This is a genomic window from Microbacterium sp. LMI12-1-1.1, from assembly GCF_040676455.1.
Taxonomy (GTDB): domain Bacteria; phylum Actinomycetota; class Actinomycetes; order Actinomycetales; family Microbacteriaceae; genus Microbacterium.
Window position 1 is genome coordinate 83,352 of record NZ_JBEGIA010000012.1, and the last position, 14,650, is coordinate 98,001.

Here is a 14,650-nt window from a genome sequence, read left to right on the forward strand (position 1 = left end):
GTTCACGCGACCGGACCGCTGATAGCGTCGGTCCCGTGCTCCCGCAGGTCGTCCGCCGCTCGCTGCTGCTCGCCCTCCCCTTCCAGGCGGGAGCCCTCGTCGTCGCCCTGGTGCTGTCTGCGGCCGGCCTGCCGGCGCAGATGCTGCTCACGGTGCTGCTCGTCCTGTCGATGTGGGCGCCTGCCGCCGCCGAGCTCGTCTTCCGCACGACGCTGCCCCGCGCGTTTCAGCTGCACTACCTGATCTTCATCACGCTGGGCCCGTACGCGGGCAGCGCGCTGAACGTCTACGTCGCGATCGCCGACTGGGACACCCTCATCCACTTCGACTCCGGCGTCATGCTCGCGTGGCTCGGGATGCTGTGGGTGCGGCGCATGGAGGAGCGGGTGAACGCCCCGTTCCCCGCGTGGTTCGCTCTGGCCGTCATCCAGCTGACCGCGATGGCTTTCGCCGCCGCGTGGGAGATCTGCGAGTTCGCGAGCGACCGGCTCATCGGCACCGTCGCCCAGGGCGGGCTCGACGACACGATGGCCGACATCATGGCGGGCACGATGGGCGGGCTGTTCGCGATCGCGCTGCTGCTGATCCTCGGTCGCCCGCGCTCCCTCGCGCCGGCGTCTCTGCTGCGCGCCGCGCACCGGGCCCCCGCCGCAGAGACGCCTCGGCGCATCGACGGCTGAGGCGGGTTCCGCCGAAGGGGGTCAGTCCAGGAGCAGCGCCGGCTCCTCGAGGATCGACGCCACGTCGGCGATGAAGCGCGACATCCCGTCTCCGTCGACCACGCGGTGATCGAACGAGCCGGCGACGGTGGTCACCCATCGCGGCCGGACCTCGCCGTCCACGACCCAGGGCTTCTGCCGGATCGTGCCCAGTGCCACGATGCCCGCCTCGCCCGGGTTGATGATCGGAGTCCCGGCGTCCATGCCGAACACGCCGATATTCGTGATCGTGATCGTTCCGCCGTGCTGGTCGGCTGGAGTCGTCTTGCCCTCCCGCGCCGTGAGGGTGAGCTTCTCGAGCGCCCGGGCCAGCTCGCGCATCGACAGGTCCTGTGCATCCTTGATGTTCGGCACGAGGAGGCCGCGCGGCGTCGCCGCGGCGATCCCGAGGTTGACGTACCGCCGCACCCGGATCTCGGCGCCGCCTTCGGCATCCACCCACGCGGCGTTCACCATCGGGGTGCGCCGCGCCGCCCAGATCACGGCGCGCGCCATGATCAAGAGCGGCGAGACCTTCGTGTCGGCGAAGTCCGGCGACGTCTTGAGCCGCTTGACGAGCTCCATCGTGCGGGTGGCGTCGACGTCGGTCCACACCGAGACGTGCGGGGCCGAGTACGCCGACTGCACCATCGCCGACGAGGTGGCCTTGCGCACACCCCGGACGGCGATGGTCTCCTCGCGACCGGCGGCGTCGGGAGCGGGCGTCGATGGCGCGACCTCGGCGGGGCCGGGCGTCGGCCGCTCCGCGGGCGCCGGCGCGGCGACCGGGATGGTCTCCTCGCGCACGTCGCCCCACTCGGGCGTCTCGATGTTGCGGAACACGCTGGCCTGCGACGCGTGCCGCACGACATCCTCGCGGGTCACCTCGCCGGCGGGGCCGCTCGGCGCCACGGCCGACAGCTCCACCCCGAGGTCGCGCGCGAGCTTGCGGATCGGCGGCTTGGCGATGATGCCGACGGATGCCGCGACCCGTTCCGCTGCGGGAACGGCGGCCTTGCGCCGCCGGGACTGCACCTGACCGCCGGTGCCGTACCCGACGAGCACCGCTCCCTCGCCCTCGGCGGGCTCGGCGGGCTGCCCGTGCTCGGACTGTCCGACGGTGGCCGGGGCGGCGGCATCCGTCGTCGAGGCGATCGTGATGATCGCCGAGCCGACGTTCACCGTCGCGCCCTCGACGGCCAGCAGCTCGCCGACGGTGCCGGCGAACGGCGAGGGCAGCTCGACCAGCGACTTCGCCGTCTCGATCTCTACGAGCACGTCGTTGACCGCGACGGTGTCGCCCGGGCCGACGCGCCACTGCACGATCTCGGCTTCGGTGAGGCCTTCGCCGACATCGGGGAGAACGAACGTCTGGGTGCTCATGGAGTGTCCTTTCGAAAGACCCGGTCGAAGGTTCCTCGGTCGTTGAGCGAGGGAGCGCCAGCGACCGAGACGAAACGCGCCGAACCGAACCGATACGCCGGGCGCAGACGTTTCGTCTCGCTCCTTCCTCGCTCGCTCAACGACCGGCTCCCTCTCAGTAGGCGAGGGACCGGTCGACGGCCTCGAGGATGCGGTCGGCGTCGGGCAGGAAGACGCCTTCGAGCTTGGCCGGGGGGAACGGGGCGTCGAAGCCCGACACGCGCAGCACCGGAGCCTCGAGCGCGTAGAACGCACGCTCCATCACGGTCGCCGCGACCTCAGAGCCGAGCGACGTGAAGCCCGGGGCCTCCTGCGCGTAGACCATGCGACCGGTGCGGCGCACGGACTCGAGGATCGGGCCGTAGTCCACGGGCGACAGTGAGCGCAGGTCGACGACCTCGATGCTGGTGCCCTCGGCCTCGGCCAGCACGGCGGCCTGCAGCATCGTCGTGACCATGGCGCCGTGGCCGACGAGGGTGACGTCGGTGCCGCGGCGGACGATGCGCGACGCGTGCAGCGGCAGGGCGCGGGCGGAGGTGTCGACCTCACCCTTCTGCCAGTACTTGCTCTTCGGCTCGAGGAAGATCACGGGGTCGGCCGAGGCGATCGCGTCCTGGATCATCCAGTACCCGTCGTTCGGCGTCGACGGGCTCACGACCCGCAGGCCCGGGGTGTGCGTGAAGTACGCCTCGGGGCTCTCCTGGTGGTGCTCGATGGCGCCGATGTGCCCGCCGTACGGGATGCGGATCACGACGGGCATCTGCACCGCGCCCTCGAGGCGGTTCGTCATCTTGGCCAGCTGCGAGGTGATCTGGTCGAACGCGGGGAAGACGAACCCGTCGAACTGGATCTCGACGACCGGGCGGAATCCGGCGAGCGCCAGCCCGATCGCAGTGCCGACGAGTCCGGACTCGGCGAGCGGGCTGTCGATCACGCGGCGCTCGCCGAACTCGGCCTGCAGCCCTTCGGTGATGCGGAAGACGCCGCCGAGCTTGCCGATGTCCTCACCCATGAGCAGCACGCGGTCGCTGCCGGCGAGAGACGCACGCAGACCGGCGTTGATGGCCCGGCTGAGCGGCATCGTCTGCACCGCGGGCGCCTCGGGTTCCGCCGCGCTCGTAGCCCGGATCTCGGTGTCGGTCACGATGCGCCTCCCTCGAAGGATGCCTCGTATCCGGCGAGCCACTGCCGCTGTTCGTCCATGAGCGGATGGGGCTCGGAGTACACGTGGGCGAAGATGTCGTCGGCCTCGAGTCCGCCCAGCGCGTTGGTGCGGGTGCGGATGTCGTCGGCGAGAGCGTCCGCCTCGGCATCCACGTCGGCGAAGAACGACTCCGACGCGCCCCGGGTGAGCAGGAAGGCCTTCATGCGTGCGAGCGGATCGCGGCGACGCCACGCCTCCTCCTCGCTCGACGGCCGGTACTTCGTGGGGTCGTCGCTCGTCGTGTGCGCGCCGAGCCGGTAGGTCATGGCCTCGATCGCCTGCGGGCCGCCGCCCGCGCGCGCCTCGTCGAGCGCCGCCCGTGTGACGGCCCAGCTCGCGAGGACGTCGTTGCCGTCGATCAGGGCACTCGGCATCCCGTATCCCTCGCCGCGCTTGTACAGCGGCGAGCGCGACTGCGTCGAGACGGGCACCGAGATGGCCCACTGGTTGTTCTGCAGGAAGAAGACCTCGGGGGTCTGATAGCTCGCGGCGAAGACCATCGCCTCGTGCACGTCGCCCTGGCTCGACGCGCCATCGCCGTAGTAGACGATGACGGCCTCGTCGCGGTCGGGGTCGCCGGTGCCGCACCGGCCGTCGAAGACCAGCCCCATGCCGAACCCGGTCGCATGCAGCGTCTGCGAGCCGAGGACGAGCGTGTAGATGTGGGTGTTGCCGTTCTTCGGGTCGGTCGGGTCCCACCCGCCGTGCGTCAGTCCGCGCATCACGCGGATGATGTCGATCGGGTCGACGCCGCGGATCTTCGTCACGACGTGCTCGCGGTAGGACGGGAAGATGTGGTCCTGCGGACGCGCCGCCCGGGCGGAACCCACCTGCGCGGCCTCCTGGCCGTAGCTCGGCGGCCAGAGGGCCAGCTGGCCCTGGCGCTGGAGGTTCGTCGCCTGCACGTCGAACGCGCGGATGACGGCCATGTCGCGGTAGAACGTCTCGAGGTCGGCGTCGCTCAGCGCGTCGACGGCGGCGCGATAGCGCTCGGCGGCGGGGGTCGGGGCGAAGGTGCCGTCCGCTTCCAGGAAGCGGATGAGAGCGGGGTCTTCGGGCACGGTGGTTTCCGAAGGTGCCGTGGCGCCAGTCGTCACCAAGTCTTCAGGCGGGGTCACCGTTCTACGCTAGCCCGCACTCCTGCGTGCCCTTCCGGGAGGTTCTTCACAACGGATGCTGCAATCCCTAGGACCTTCTCGACAGATTCCTCTTCGCCGACCGAGATCCGGATGCCGTCGCCGGCGAACGGACGGACGATCAGGCCTGCTTCCTCGAAGGCGGCGGCGAAGGTCGCGGTCTCGTCACCGGCCGGCAGCCACACGAAGTTGCCCTGCGCCTCCGGGACGTTCCAGCCGGCCCGGCGGAGGCCGTCCGCGAGCCCGTCACGACGCTCGGCGATGACGCGGACGCGCTCGAGCAGCTCGTCCTCGGCGTCGAGGCTCGCGAGCGCCGCCTCCTCGGCGTGGGCGGTGACGGACAGCGGGATCGCGGTGCTGCGGGCCGCGTCGAGGACGCGCGGGTGGCCGACGGCATAGCCGACCCGGAGCGCGGCGAGGCCGTACGCCTTGGAGAAGGTGCGGAGCACCACGACGTTGGGGTGGCTGCCGGTCGCGAGCACCCGGGCACCGTCGACGGCGTCGGTGTCGGTGACGAACTCGGAGTACGCCTCGTCGAGGATCACGAGCACGTCGGCGGGCACGCGGGCGACGAACCCGTCGAACTCGGCCTGCGTGACGATGGGGCCGGTCGGGTTGTTGGGGCTGCACACGATGATGGCGCGCGTGCGGTCGGTGATCGCGGCTGCCATCGCATCGAGGTCATGGCGGGCGCCCGCGGCGAGCGGCACCTGCACGGCCGTGGCACCGGCGACCACCGCGAGCCAGGGGTAGGCCTCGAACGAGCGCCACGCGTAGATGACCTCGTCGCCCGGGCCGGATGTCGCCAGCACGAGCTGGGCGAGGATCGAGACGCTGCCGGCGCCGATGTGGATCGCGTCGGCACCGACGGCGAAGCGCTCGGCGAGGCGCTCGCGCAGCCGCGCGGCGCTGGCGTCCGGGTATCTGTTGAGCGCTGTCGCCGCCTGCACGCGCTCGAGCACGCCCGGCAGCGGGTCGAACGGGTTCTCGTTGCTCGACAGCTTGAACGCCTCGGCGCCGGCCTGCCGGCCCTGCTTGTACGGCGGCAGCGCAGCGACCTCGGGGCGCACGCGGACGGGGATCTCGGGAGCGTCGGTCACGGTCCCGAGTCTACGAGCGGTAAGACATCCCAACACCTGTGTGAACTTGATACCGCTTCGGTACCGAGATACCATTCCGGTATGGCAATGACGGTTCGACTGCCCGCAGAGCTGGACGCGCAGCTCGAAGACCTCGCCCGCGCCCGCCACACGTCGAAGCACGCGCTCATCATCGAGGCGACGTCCCAGCTCGTCAGCGCCGAGAGCGCGGTCGAGCGTGCGACGCGGGTGGCGATGGGCGTACGGGAACGCTACGCCGATCTCCTCACCCGCCTCGAGGATGCGTGACCGAGTACCTCCGCCTTCCTGAGGCTGCCGCCATTGCGGCGGACATGGGGCTTCACGTCAGGGATCTCGGACTGCTGTCGTCCGCGCTTGCACGGCCGGAGAGCGCGATGTTCGGTGTGGAGGCATACCCCGACCTCTTTGCCAAGGCGGCTGCTCTCATGTCCTCGCTCGCGCAGAACCACCCCTTCTTCGACGGCAACAAACGGTTCTCCTGGGTCGCGACCTTGACCTTCCTCGAGCTCAACGGTGCGGTGATCGACATGCCTCTCGACGATGCTTTCGACTTCGTACTCGACGTGGCGCAGAGCAAGATCGACCTGTCGGCGGTCGCGCTCACCCTGCGTGGAGCGGCGACACCTTAGGTCCGCCGTTGGACGCGGGCGCGCGTCATGGAAGACTGGGCGGACCATGGGCTTCCTCATCCGCGTCGTCATCAACGCGTTCGCGATCTGGGTCGTCACCCTGATCCCTGCGCTCCAGGTCTTCGTCGTGCCGTTCCCGCCGGGAGGGACGCTTCAGCTGGTGCTGACGCTGCTCATCGTCGCGGTGATCTTCGCGCTCGTGAACACGATCATCGGCACCGTCATCAAGGTGCTGGCGTTCCCGCTCTACATCCTCACGCTGGGGCTGATCGGCCTCCTCATCAACGCCTTCCTGCTGTGGCTCACGGCCTGGCTCACGCACTGGTGGAACTGGGGCCTGCGGGTCGAGGACTTCTGGTGGGGCGTCGTCGCGGCGGTCATCATCACCCTGATCAACTGGATCTTCGGCATCATCCTGCGACCGCGCAAGGACTGACTCAGCCCGCATCACGCCTCGCGGCGTACTCGGTGACATCGACGGCATCCGCGCGCGCGAGGTCGTCGAACACGTGTCGCAGGCCGTCGACCCGAGGATCGGACGACGCGTCGACGAGCGCCGCCGTCTCGGCATACGCGGTCAGCCGGTGCGCGGGCAGCCCCACCTCGTCGACGGCGACGTCGGGGTCGGAGACCCGCTCGACGATGAAGCTGCCGGACGCGCCGACGGGCTGGGCATGGCCACCACCGGCGAGCCCTACGACGGGATCGTCGGAGTGTCGCACCGATACGCTCAGCGTCCCCGGTCCGACGTCGGCGTCGACGGGCGAGCCCAGCGACACGAGCGTCTGGGTGTCGTAAGGGCCCTCGAGCGCCAGGTGCGAACCGATCATCGCGCCCTGTGAGAAGCCGAACACGTGGATCGCCTCGCCCGGCTGCGCCCCGGCCGCGGCGAGCGCCGCCTCGGTCACGGCGTACGAATCCGACGTCCTTCCGGCGAAGAGCTCCACGTTCGACGCGTTGTCCCATGCGTCGTCGCCGCCCATCGCGCCCGACTGCATCCCGGCGATGTACACGGCGTACTGCCGCGAGCCGTCCGGCATCGTGTACCGCTCGACCCGCACCCGCGAGTCTCCCGAACCCGGGATCCGCGCCGTCGCCGCCGCCAGGCTCTGCGGCGCGACCGAGGTAGGCGAGCTCGGCGACCCGGGCAAGGCGGCACCCCCGGCACCGGCGGCACGCGCGGTGCCCGCGGTTCCGACCCCGGCCGCCCCCACCGCACTGCCGGGTGCTGCCGGCGTCACCGGGATCAGCGTCACCGGCCCGGCCGTGCCTGTGAGCCTCGCCTCTCGAGGGAGCCTCCCGGTGTCCGCCAGGCCGACGGCCACAGCGCCGCCCAGGGTGAGCAGGCCGGCGCCTGCGCCCGCCACGACGGCGCCCGGGTCGTTGATCTCGCTGCCCAGCCCGACCCCCCAGTGGGTCGCCTGCCGCACGAGCTCGGATGGCCACGAGAGGGCGTACCCGAACTCCGCGTCGAGCGCCATCCGCCAGGCGTCGGGATGCTGCTCGACCAGCGCGGTCATCCGCGCGTCGAGGCGGTCCGCGCGGGCGCCCTCGCCGGCGAGGACGGCGGCCCGGTGCTCGGCCTGGATCTCCACCATCTCGTAGGCGCACGCCGCCTCGCGCAGCGCGCGAGCGATCTCCTCGGACTCCTCGTGCACCGCCTGCAGCTGCGCGGCGAGAGCGGATGCCGCCGCCCGGGCGTCGTCCGTGTGCGCCGGCAGCATCCGCAGCACGTCCTGCAGCGCGCGCACGCGGTCGGCGATGGCGGCGAGCTCCTCGCGAGCGGCATCGAAGCGCACGGCGGCCGCAGACAGGGTGGCCGTGTCCACGGCCACGGCGCCGCCGCTGCGGATCTGCAGGCCGTCGTCGACGCGCGGCCAGCTGTCGGCGAGCAGGCTGATGAGTCCTTCGCTCGGACCGAGGCGTCCGGGATCGCGGACGAGGTCGGGCGCCAGCAGGCCGCCGTCCGTCGCCCCGTCCTGACGGGGAACGGCGGGTGCGAACACGTCGTTCCCGGGGGGCGGGTCGCTCATCGTCCCGCCCCGGACAACACGGCGGAGAGCGACTCCGCGAACGCCGCGCGCTCGCGGGCGCGTGCGACGTCGTATCGCACGGTCTCGGCCAGGCAGGTGAGCCCCGACACGTCGCCCGCCCATGCGGTGGCCCGGTCGTGGAACGCCGTGGCCGCCTTCGCCTGCCAGTCGACGGCGTCGGCGAGTCCGCGCGCGACGAGCGCGGCATCCGCGATCCGGTCGAGGAGTCGTGCGAGTTCGCGCACGACCTCGGCGAGCTGATGAGACGCCGCATCGGCGACCGGGGGAACGAGAGTCACCCGTCGATCGTGCTCCTCGAGGATCGGGGCGCCGCCGAGGCGGCGACGGTCCGTGGAGAACGGCGCCCCTCGGCCGCATGTGGAGGAGGGGCGCCGCTCCGCATTCGAACGACGCCCCTCCCGGGTGTGGAGAGCTCGAGAGCCCTACTTGCCCACGACCACCTCGACCGTGTCGGTCGCGCTGTTGCCCGCGGCATCCGTCGCCGTCCAGGTGAAGCGGTAGACCGCGCGCTTCACGGCCTTGACGCGGAAGGTGTCGTCGTCGATCTGCTCCCAGTGCGCCTTCGACGAGCCGGTCGCGGTCGCGTCCGTGAACTCGACCGTGACGTCGCCGCTGTCGTCGGCGGCGTCGATCGTGAACTCGACCGTGCGCATCTTGTTGTTCGGCGGGAACACGGCCGACGGTTCGGCCGTCACCTCGATGGTGGGATCCGTCGTGTCCGGGGGCGTGAGGTTCAGCCCCACGATCACCGGGTCATGGTCGCTCGAGCGGTACGGGTCGGGCGCCCAGAGGGCGTCCTGCGCCGGAAGCTTGAACGACATGTCGTAGTCGATGAGGCTCGGCTCGTCGGCGTTGATGTGCCACGCCGAGGCGCCCGACACATCCGCGAGCAGCGCCGGCTGTGCGAGGGCGTAGTCGAGGTAGCCCAGCTGCCCGTCGAACACGTACGAGTACGCGTGCTCGCCGTTGAACTGCTTCTCCAGGTCGGTGAAGCCGCCCGCGACGAACGCGTCGATCGCGTCCTCGTGGTCGTACGAGTTCAGGTCGCCGATCACGATCGCCCGGCCGTCCGTCGCCACCGTGGTGTTGAGCCAGGTCGTGAGCGCCGTGGCGGCCGCCGTACGCAGCGCGCTGCAGTTGCCCTGTCCGTCGCCGAGGTCGGGGCTCTCGGCGCAGGCCGAGCCCTTCGACTTGAGGTGGTTCACCGACACCACGAACTCCTCGCCCGTCTCGGTCGATGCGAACCGCTGGGTGAGCCCCGGGCGGTTGCGCTCGTCCGACCAGGCGGGGTCGATCGCACTCGTCATGAGCAGGTGCGCGCCCACCGGGGCGACCGACGCCGGCTTGTAGATGATCGCCGTCGCGATGGCATCCGTGCCGATGACGCCTGTCGTGACGGGCACGTAGGTGCCCTCACCCACGCGCGCGTTGAGCGCGTCGGCGAGCGCCTGCACCGCCGTGCCGTTGTTCTCGATCTCGAGGAGCCCGAAGACGTCCGCGTCGATCTCGGCGAGCGCCGAGACGATCTTGTCCTGCTGGCGCTGGAACTCGTCGGCCGTGTCGGCACCCCGGTAGTAGTCGTCGTCGCTCGAGCTGGTCGGGGTCGGATCGATCGAGGTGAAGTAGTTCAGCACATTGAAGCTCGAGATCTTCAGGTCGCCGCCCACGTCCGGCAACTCCGGCCGCGGGTTGCCGACGGTGAAGTCGGCGCCCTCGGTCGGCTGCACGCCCCACACGTCGAAGCGGTAGTCCAGCACGCCGGTGGCGTTCTGCACGAGGTCGCCGCTGCGGAACGAGTGCTCGAGCGTGAACGTCCCGCCGTCGGGGTGGATCGCCGGGTCGGGGTTCTGGGTGCTGCGGCCGTCGTCGAGCGTGATGCTGTTGTCGAGGTTGGCGGCCGCCAGCGCGACGGCTGCCGCACCGGGCTCCACGACTGCCGTGGGGGTGTCGAGCCGGCCGTTGGTCAGCGTGATCGTGCCGAAGCGCCCGTACTCGAACGTCTCGCCGATCGCGAGCTTCTGCGGGAGCGTCACGTACATGCCCTCGAGCGCTTCGCGCTGCTCGACGGTGGCCGGCAGCTGCAGCGGCGTCGGCTCGGGGATGGTCGCACCGCCGGGGCAGACCTCCACGTCGGCCGCGACGATCTCGGTGAGCCCGAACTGCTCCTTGACCGCACCCGCGACGCTGACGCTCTCGCCGACGTTGACGGCGGTGCCGCCCGGGGCGTAGACGAAGATGCCGTCGGAGGTGGCCGTGTCGGCGTCGCCGCCGTCCTGCACGTAGTAGCCGTCGTAGCCGCCGGTCGACTGGAAGTCGCCGACGACGACACCCTTGATCAGCACGTTCTGCCCCTGGATCGGCGACGCCGCACCGGAGCCCTGGACGGATCCGATCGTCACCGGGGTGGCGGCGCAGTCCGCGACCGGGCCCGGGTCGGGGTCGGTCGGCGGTTCGAGAGCGCAGTCCGCGTCGTGCGCACCGAACCCGTCGAACGTGTCCGTTGCGAATCCTGTCCAGCCGACCGCCGGGTCGAAGGCGTCGGCGCCGTTCGTGTCGCCGAAGCACGTCTCCGCGGCGCGACGGAGGGTGTTGTCGGCCGTGGAGTTCAGGCCGGTGCCCCACTCGCTGCCGGGGTCGAACCCGATCTGCCCGATGACGTCGACGATGACGCCGTTCTTCACGAGGGCGACCGCGTCGTCGCCGTTGAAGAGCCCCGTGGTCGTGCCCGTCACCTGATCGGCGACCGCCAGGAGGGCCGCATTGGCCGCACCGTGGGCGAGCACGTAGACGTCATCCGCTGCGACGGAGCCGGTCAGCGGGATCGTCAGTCCGGCCGAGGCGCTGCCGTTCGAATACTGCTGAAGCGCGTATCCGGTCGTCGCGAGATTCACGCTCGCGGTCGACGGGTTGTAGATCTCGATCGCCTTGTTGTTCGACGATCCCTCGATGTACTCGCTGATGAGCAGATCTCCGGATGCCGCGGCCGCGGGTGCGGCGAAGGCAACCACGCCCGCCGCGGCGAGCGTGAGGGCCGCGACGGCGGCGGCGAATCTGCGGGGTGATGGGGACACGGGACCTCCACGTGAGGACGGCGGCCGGTGGACCGCGCAGGGGACCGCGGGCAGGCCGGTCGCCTCCCCGCTGGTCACAAGCTAGGGGAGCGGCATCCTCCGATGGAAGCCCTCGGGAGGAGAGATCCTTAACGTTCGGTGTCGCCTCGGTCCAGAATGGAACCCATGACCGCGACCGACGTGGCGCCCTTCCGCGTTGTGTTCGTATGCACCGGCAACATCTGCCGCTCACCGATGGCCGAGGTCGTGTTCCGGGAGTTCGCGGATTCCTCGGGCCTGGGCGCCCGAGTCGCCTCGACGAGTGCCGGCACCGGCGACTGGCACGTCGGCGAGCAGGCCGACCTGCGCACGATCGCGGCGCTCGAGCGTGCCGGCTACGACGGCGCCCATCACCGCGCGCGGCAGTTCACGCACGCCGACTTCGCACACAGCGACCTCGTGGTGGCGCTGGACCGCAGCCACGAGCGGATCCTGCACGGATGGGCGCGCACCGAGGGCGACGCCGACAAGATCGCGCTGCTGCTCTCGTTCGATCCAACCGCTCTCACGCTGGACGTGCCCGACCCGTACTATGCCGGGCCCGGAATGTTCGACGAGGTGCTCGGTATGATCGAGAGTGCGAGCCGGGCGCTCTTCCGGCAACTCGAACCCGCCATCCGCCCTGCGCCATGACCTCCGGTGCCATGACGCCGGATCGACGGTCGTCTTCGCCGAGACCGACGGGAGCCACCGTGACCTCACTTCCCCCGCAGCCCCTCAGCCCCCTCGACGGGCGCTACCGCCCCGCCGTCGGCGAACTGGGCGAGTACCTGTCCGAGGCCGGGCTGAACCGCGCCCGCGTCGAGGTCGAGGTGGAGTGGCTCATCGCCCTCACCGACCGCTCGCTGTTCGGCACCTCGCCGCTGCAGGACGACGACAAGGCGCGCCTGCGCGCGCTGTACCTCGAGTTCGGGCAGGCCGAGATCGACTGGCTCGCCGAGAAGGAGGCGGTGACGCGCCACGACGTCAAGGCCGTCGAGTACCTCGTGCGCGACCGGCTGTCGACCCTCGGCCTCGACGCCGTCGCCGAGCTCACGCACTTCGCCTGCACCAGCGAGGACATCAACTCGACCTCGTATGCGCTCACCGTGCAGCGCGCCGTTCGGCGCGTGTGGCTGCCGAAGCTGCGCGCCGTCATCGCCACGCTCACCCAGCTCGCCGCGGACCACCGCGACGCCGCGATGCTGTCGCGCACGCACGGCCAGCCGGCGACGCCCTCGACGATGGGCAAGGAGCTCGCGGTCTTCGCGTGGCGCCTCTCGCGCGTCGCCGACCAGATCGAGGGCGGCGAGTACCTCGCGAAGTTCTCGGGTGCGACCGGGACGTGGTCGGCGCACCTCGCAGCCGCCCCTGAGGTCGACTGGCCGGAGCTCTCGCGCGGGTTCATCGAGGGCCTCGGCCTCGACTTCAACATCCTGACCACGCAGATCGAGTCGCACGACTGGCAGGTCGAGCTGTACGACCGCGTCCGGCACGCCGGCGGCATCCTGCACAATCTGGCGACCGACATCTGGACCTACATCTCGATCGGCTACTTCACGCAGATCCCCGTCGCCGGCGCTACCGGCTCGTCGACGATGCCGCACAAGATCAACCCGATCCGGTTCGAGAACGCCGAGGCGAACCTCGAGATCGCGGGCGGACTGCTGGCGACGCTCTCGCAGACGCTGGTCACGAGCCGCCTGCAGCGCGACCTGACCGACTCGACGACGCAGCGCAACATCGGCGTCGCGTTCGGGCACGCGCTGCTCGCGCTCGACAACCTGCAGCGGGGTCTCGGTGAGATCTCGCTTGCCGAGGACGCGCTGCGGGCCGACCTCGACGCCAACTGGGAGGTGCTGGCTGAGGCGATCCAGACGGTCGTACGCGCCGAGATCGCGGCCGGCCGGTCGCAGATCACCGACCCGTACGCACTCCTCAAGGACCTCACCCGCGGCCGCCGCGTCGGCGGGCCCGAGCTCTCGGAGTTCGTGCGCGGGCTCGACATCGGCGACGAGGCGAAGGAGCGCCTGCTGGCGCTCACCCCCGCGACGTACGACGGGCTCGCCTCGAAGCTGGTCGACGAGCTCTAGCGCGTTCCATCACCCTTCGGTCGCTCAACGACCGCGTTCCTCGCTCGCTCAACGACCCAGGCAGAAGCTCCGGTCGCGGAGCGTGCGTCAGGCTTTCGGGTCTCCGGATGCCGCGGCACCTGGGTCCTCGCCCGGCTCCGGCTTCTCGGACTCGTCGTCGAACAGCACGGGCCGGTCGATCTGCTTCGTCACCTGGGCGGGGTCGACCGCGAGCAGCAGGAGCGAGACGATGAGCAGCACCGCGATGAAGCTGATGCCGGCGATGACCAGGGCGGTGACCACGGCGCGCTGCGCCTCGTCGGCGGTGCGCTGCTGGAAGAAGCCCATCGACACGAGCGTCACGACGCCCGCGAACAGAGCGGCGCCGAACGCCAGCCCGAGCAGCTGCAGGGGCTTCATCAGGTCGCGGCGGGTGGGGCTGTCGTGGCTCACGCGGAGTCCTTCTGCGGGGTGGTGTCGGCGGATGCGGGTGCCTCCGCCGTGACGCTCTCGGCGGTGTCCGGCTCGGCCGGGCGCGGCGAGAAGCCGGCGATGCCGAGGTAGACCGCGACGATCGCCGCGTAGCCGCCGAACAGCCCGACGCCGATCGTGATGCCGGTGAGGGTGAAGGTCGCGTGCGCCTCTTCGATCGTGTAGTTGAGCGCATACGCGGGCTGCACGAACAGCAGGGCGACGCCGAGCAGGATCGTGATGGCGCCGACGACGACGGCGTCGCGGCTCTCGGAGCGGGGGCCGACGAGGGCGGCCGGCCGGGCGTCGGCGACACCGGGCGCGATCTCGCGCCTCTCGCGATCACCGCGGAGCCCGCGCCACCCGGCGATGAGCTCGATGATGCCGCTGAGCAGCGCCCACACGATGACGATGACGAAGTAGCCGGTCACGGTGCGGAGCGGATAGAGACCGCCCGCCATGCCGGCGGCGACAGAGATGCCGCCGAGGGCGGCCGCAGGCCAGCGGCGGCGGGCGGGATACACCAGCCAGATCGCGAGCAGCAGCACCAGTCCGGTGGCGATCGCGAAGCCGCTGAAGACCGCGCTGCCCACAGCTGCCGAATGATCCGGCGAGAACGTGATCATGAGCGCCGCGAGGGCAGCGAACGCGGCGCGCGCGAGCTGCACATGGCGCACGGCGAACGTGCGGGAATCGGCTGAGGTCACGGTGATCCTGCGGAGGAGCGGGTTCTCAGAAGCGAGAACGGATGCCT

General features: G+C 70.9%; 15 protein-coding genes. 6 read left to right on the forward strand and 9 right to left on the reverse strand.

Translation table 11 applies throughout. From position 1 onward, the window contains the following. Positions 1-35 precede the first annotated feature (35 nt). Positions 36-680: a hypothetical protein gene (locus MRBLMI12_RS09080; protein ID WP_363355913.1), complete on the forward strand. Its 645-nt coding sequence runs from the start codon at positions 36-38 to the stop codon at positions 678-680. Positions 681-701: 21 nt separating this feature from the next. Here the strand turns inward: MRBLMI12_RS09080 and MRBLMI12_RS09085 are convergent, their stop codons facing one another. The 4 genes from MRBLMI12_RS09085 to MRBLMI12_RS09100 form a co-directional block, all read right to left on the reverse strand. After that, positions 702-2,081 carry a dihydrolipoamide acetyltransferase family protein gene (locus MRBLMI12_RS09085; protein WP_363355915.1) on the reverse strand — a complete coding sequence of 460 codons (1,380 nt, stop codon included), beginning with the start codon at positions 2,079-2,081 and terminating at the stop codon, positions 702-704. A 154-nt stretch (positions 2,082-2,235) separates the two neighbouring features. After that, the gene (locus MRBLMI12_RS09090; protein WP_331907383.1) at positions 2,236-3,201 is read right to left on the reverse strand and encodes an alpha-ketoacid dehydrogenase subunit beta; all 966 of its coding nucleotides are present in this window, start codon (positions 3,199-3,201) and stop codon (positions 2,236-2,238) included. Positions 3,202-3,260: 59 nt separating this feature from the next. Continuing rightward, positions 3,261-4,385 (reverse strand): thiamine pyrophosphate-dependent enzyme, encoded by a 1,125-nt coding sequence (locus tag MRBLMI12_RS09095; RefSeq protein WP_349425654.1) that lies wholly within the window; start codon positions 4,383-4,385, stop codon positions 3,261-3,263. A 53-nt stretch (positions 4,386-4,438) separates the two neighbouring features. Further along, positions 4,439-5,560 (reverse strand): histidinol-phosphate transaminase, encoded by a 1,122-nt coding sequence (locus MRBLMI12_RS09100; protein WP_349425655.1) that lies wholly within the window; start codon positions 5,558-5,560, stop codon positions 4,439-4,441. Between the two features lie 81 nt (positions 5,561-5,641). On the opposite strand from MRBLMI12_RS09100, the gene MRBLMI12_RS09105 reads away from it, so the two are divergent. From MRBLMI12_RS09105 to MRBLMI12_RS09115, 3 genes are read left to right on the forward strand one after another with little or no spacing between them, the layout of a single operon-like run. Further along, on the forward strand, positions 5,642-5,848 hold the full coding sequence (locus MRBLMI12_RS09105; protein ID WP_363355918.1) for a ribbon-helix-helix protein, CopG family: 207 nt from the start codon (positions 5,642-5,644) through the stop codon (positions 5,846-5,848). Further along, a complete protein-coding gene (locus MRBLMI12_RS09110) occupies positions 5,845-6,210 on the forward strand; it encodes a type II toxin-antitoxin system death-on-curing family toxin (protein WP_363355920.1) in 366 nt (121 codons plus the stop codon). Before MRBLMI12_RS09105 ends, MRBLMI12_RS09110 begins: the two co-directional genes overlap by 4 nt. A gap of 46 nt (positions 6,211-6,256) precedes the next feature. Next, positions 6,257-6,646, forward strand: coding sequence for a phage holin family protein (locus MRBLMI12_RS09115; RefSeq protein WP_349425656.1), 390 nt, complete (start codon positions 6,257-6,259; stop codon positions 6,644-6,646). A 1-nt stretch (position 6,647) separates the two neighbouring features. On the opposite strand, the gene MRBLMI12_RS09120 is transcribed toward MRBLMI12_RS09115, so the two are convergent. From MRBLMI12_RS09120 to MRBLMI12_RS09130, 3 genes are all read right to left on the reverse strand, one after another. Continuing rightward, the gene (locus tag MRBLMI12_RS09120; protein WP_363355922.1) at positions 6,648-8,243 is read right to left on the reverse strand and encodes a hypothetical protein; all 1,596 of its coding nucleotides are present in this window, start codon (positions 8,241-8,243) and stop codon (positions 6,648-6,650) included. After that, positions 8,240-8,542 (reverse strand): hypothetical protein, encoded by a 303-nt coding sequence (locus MRBLMI12_RS09125; protein ID WP_363355924.1) that lies wholly within the window; start codon positions 8,540-8,542, stop codon positions 8,240-8,242. The genes MRBLMI12_RS09120 and MRBLMI12_RS09125 overlap by 4 nt, the downstream gene beginning before the upstream one ends. 144 nt (positions 8,543-8,686) lie before the next feature. Further along, positions 8,687-11,335, reverse strand: coding sequence for an ExeM/NucH family extracellular endonuclease (locus MRBLMI12_RS09130; protein ID WP_363355926.1), 2,649 nt, complete (start codon positions 11,333-11,335; stop codon positions 8,687-8,689). 165 nt (positions 11,336-11,500) lie between these two features. On the opposite strand from MRBLMI12_RS09130, the gene MRBLMI12_RS09135 reads away from it, so the two are divergent. Both MRBLMI12_RS09135 and purB read left to right on the forward strand, forming a co-directional pair. After that, the gene (locus tag MRBLMI12_RS09135; RefSeq protein ID WP_349425660.1) at positions 11,501-12,007 is read left to right on the forward strand and encodes a low molecular weight protein-tyrosine-phosphatase; all 507 of its coding nucleotides are present in this window, start codon (positions 11,501-11,503) and stop codon (positions 12,005-12,007) included. A 59-nt stretch (positions 12,008-12,066) separates the two neighbouring features. Next, a complete protein-coding gene (purB, locus tag MRBLMI12_RS09140) occupies positions 12,067-13,446 on the forward strand; it encodes an adenylosuccinate lyase (RefSeq protein ID WP_363355928.1) in 1,380 nt (459 codons plus the stop codon). A gap of 87 nt (positions 13,447-13,533) precedes the next feature. On the opposite strand, the gene MRBLMI12_RS09145 is transcribed toward purB, so the two are convergent. Both MRBLMI12_RS09145 and MRBLMI12_RS09150 read right to left on the reverse strand, forming a co-directional pair. Further along, the gene (locus MRBLMI12_RS09145; protein ID WP_349425662.1) at positions 13,534-13,878 is read right to left on the reverse strand and encodes an amino acid transporter; all 345 of its coding nucleotides are present in this window, start codon (positions 13,876-13,878) and stop codon (positions 13,534-13,536) included. Continuing rightward, the gene (locus MRBLMI12_RS09150) at positions 13,875-14,603 is read right to left on the reverse strand and encodes an acyl-CoA synthetase (protein ID WP_363355930.1); all 729 of its coding nucleotides are present in this window, start codon (positions 14,601-14,603) and stop codon (positions 13,875-13,877) included. Before MRBLMI12_RS09150 ends, MRBLMI12_RS09145 begins: the two co-directional genes overlap by 4 nt. Positions 14,604-14,650: the final 47 nt, after the last annotated feature.

What these genes read in the sequence shown, in the direction of transcription:
- MRBLMI12_RS09115 (WP_349425656.1), top strand. Translation starts at nt 6,257, where the DNA reads ATGGGCTTCCTCATCCGCGTCGTCATCAACGCGTTCGCGATCTGGGTC.
- MRBLMI12_RS09085 (WP_363355915.1), bottom strand. Translation starts at nt 2,081, where the DNA reads ATGAGCACCCAGACGTTCGTTCTCCCCGATGTCGGCGAAGGCCTCACC.
- MRBLMI12_RS09105 (WP_363355918.1), top strand. Translation starts at nt 5,642, where the DNA reads ATGGCAATGACGGTTCGACTGCCCGCAGAGCTGGACGCGCAGCTCGAA.
- MRBLMI12_RS09090 (WP_331907383.1), bottom strand. Translation starts at nt 3,201, where the DNA reads ATGCCGCTCAGCCGGGCCATCAACGCCGGTCTGCGTGCGTCTCTCGCC.
- MRBLMI12_RS09135 (WP_349425660.1), top strand. Translation starts at nt 11,501, where the DNA reads ATGACCGCGACCGACGTGGCGCCCTTCCGCGTTGTGTTCGTATGCACC.
- MRBLMI12_RS09120 (WP_363355922.1), bottom strand. Translation starts at nt 8,243, where the DNA reads ATGAGCGACCCGCCCCCCGGGAACGACGTGTTCGCACCCGCCGTTCCC.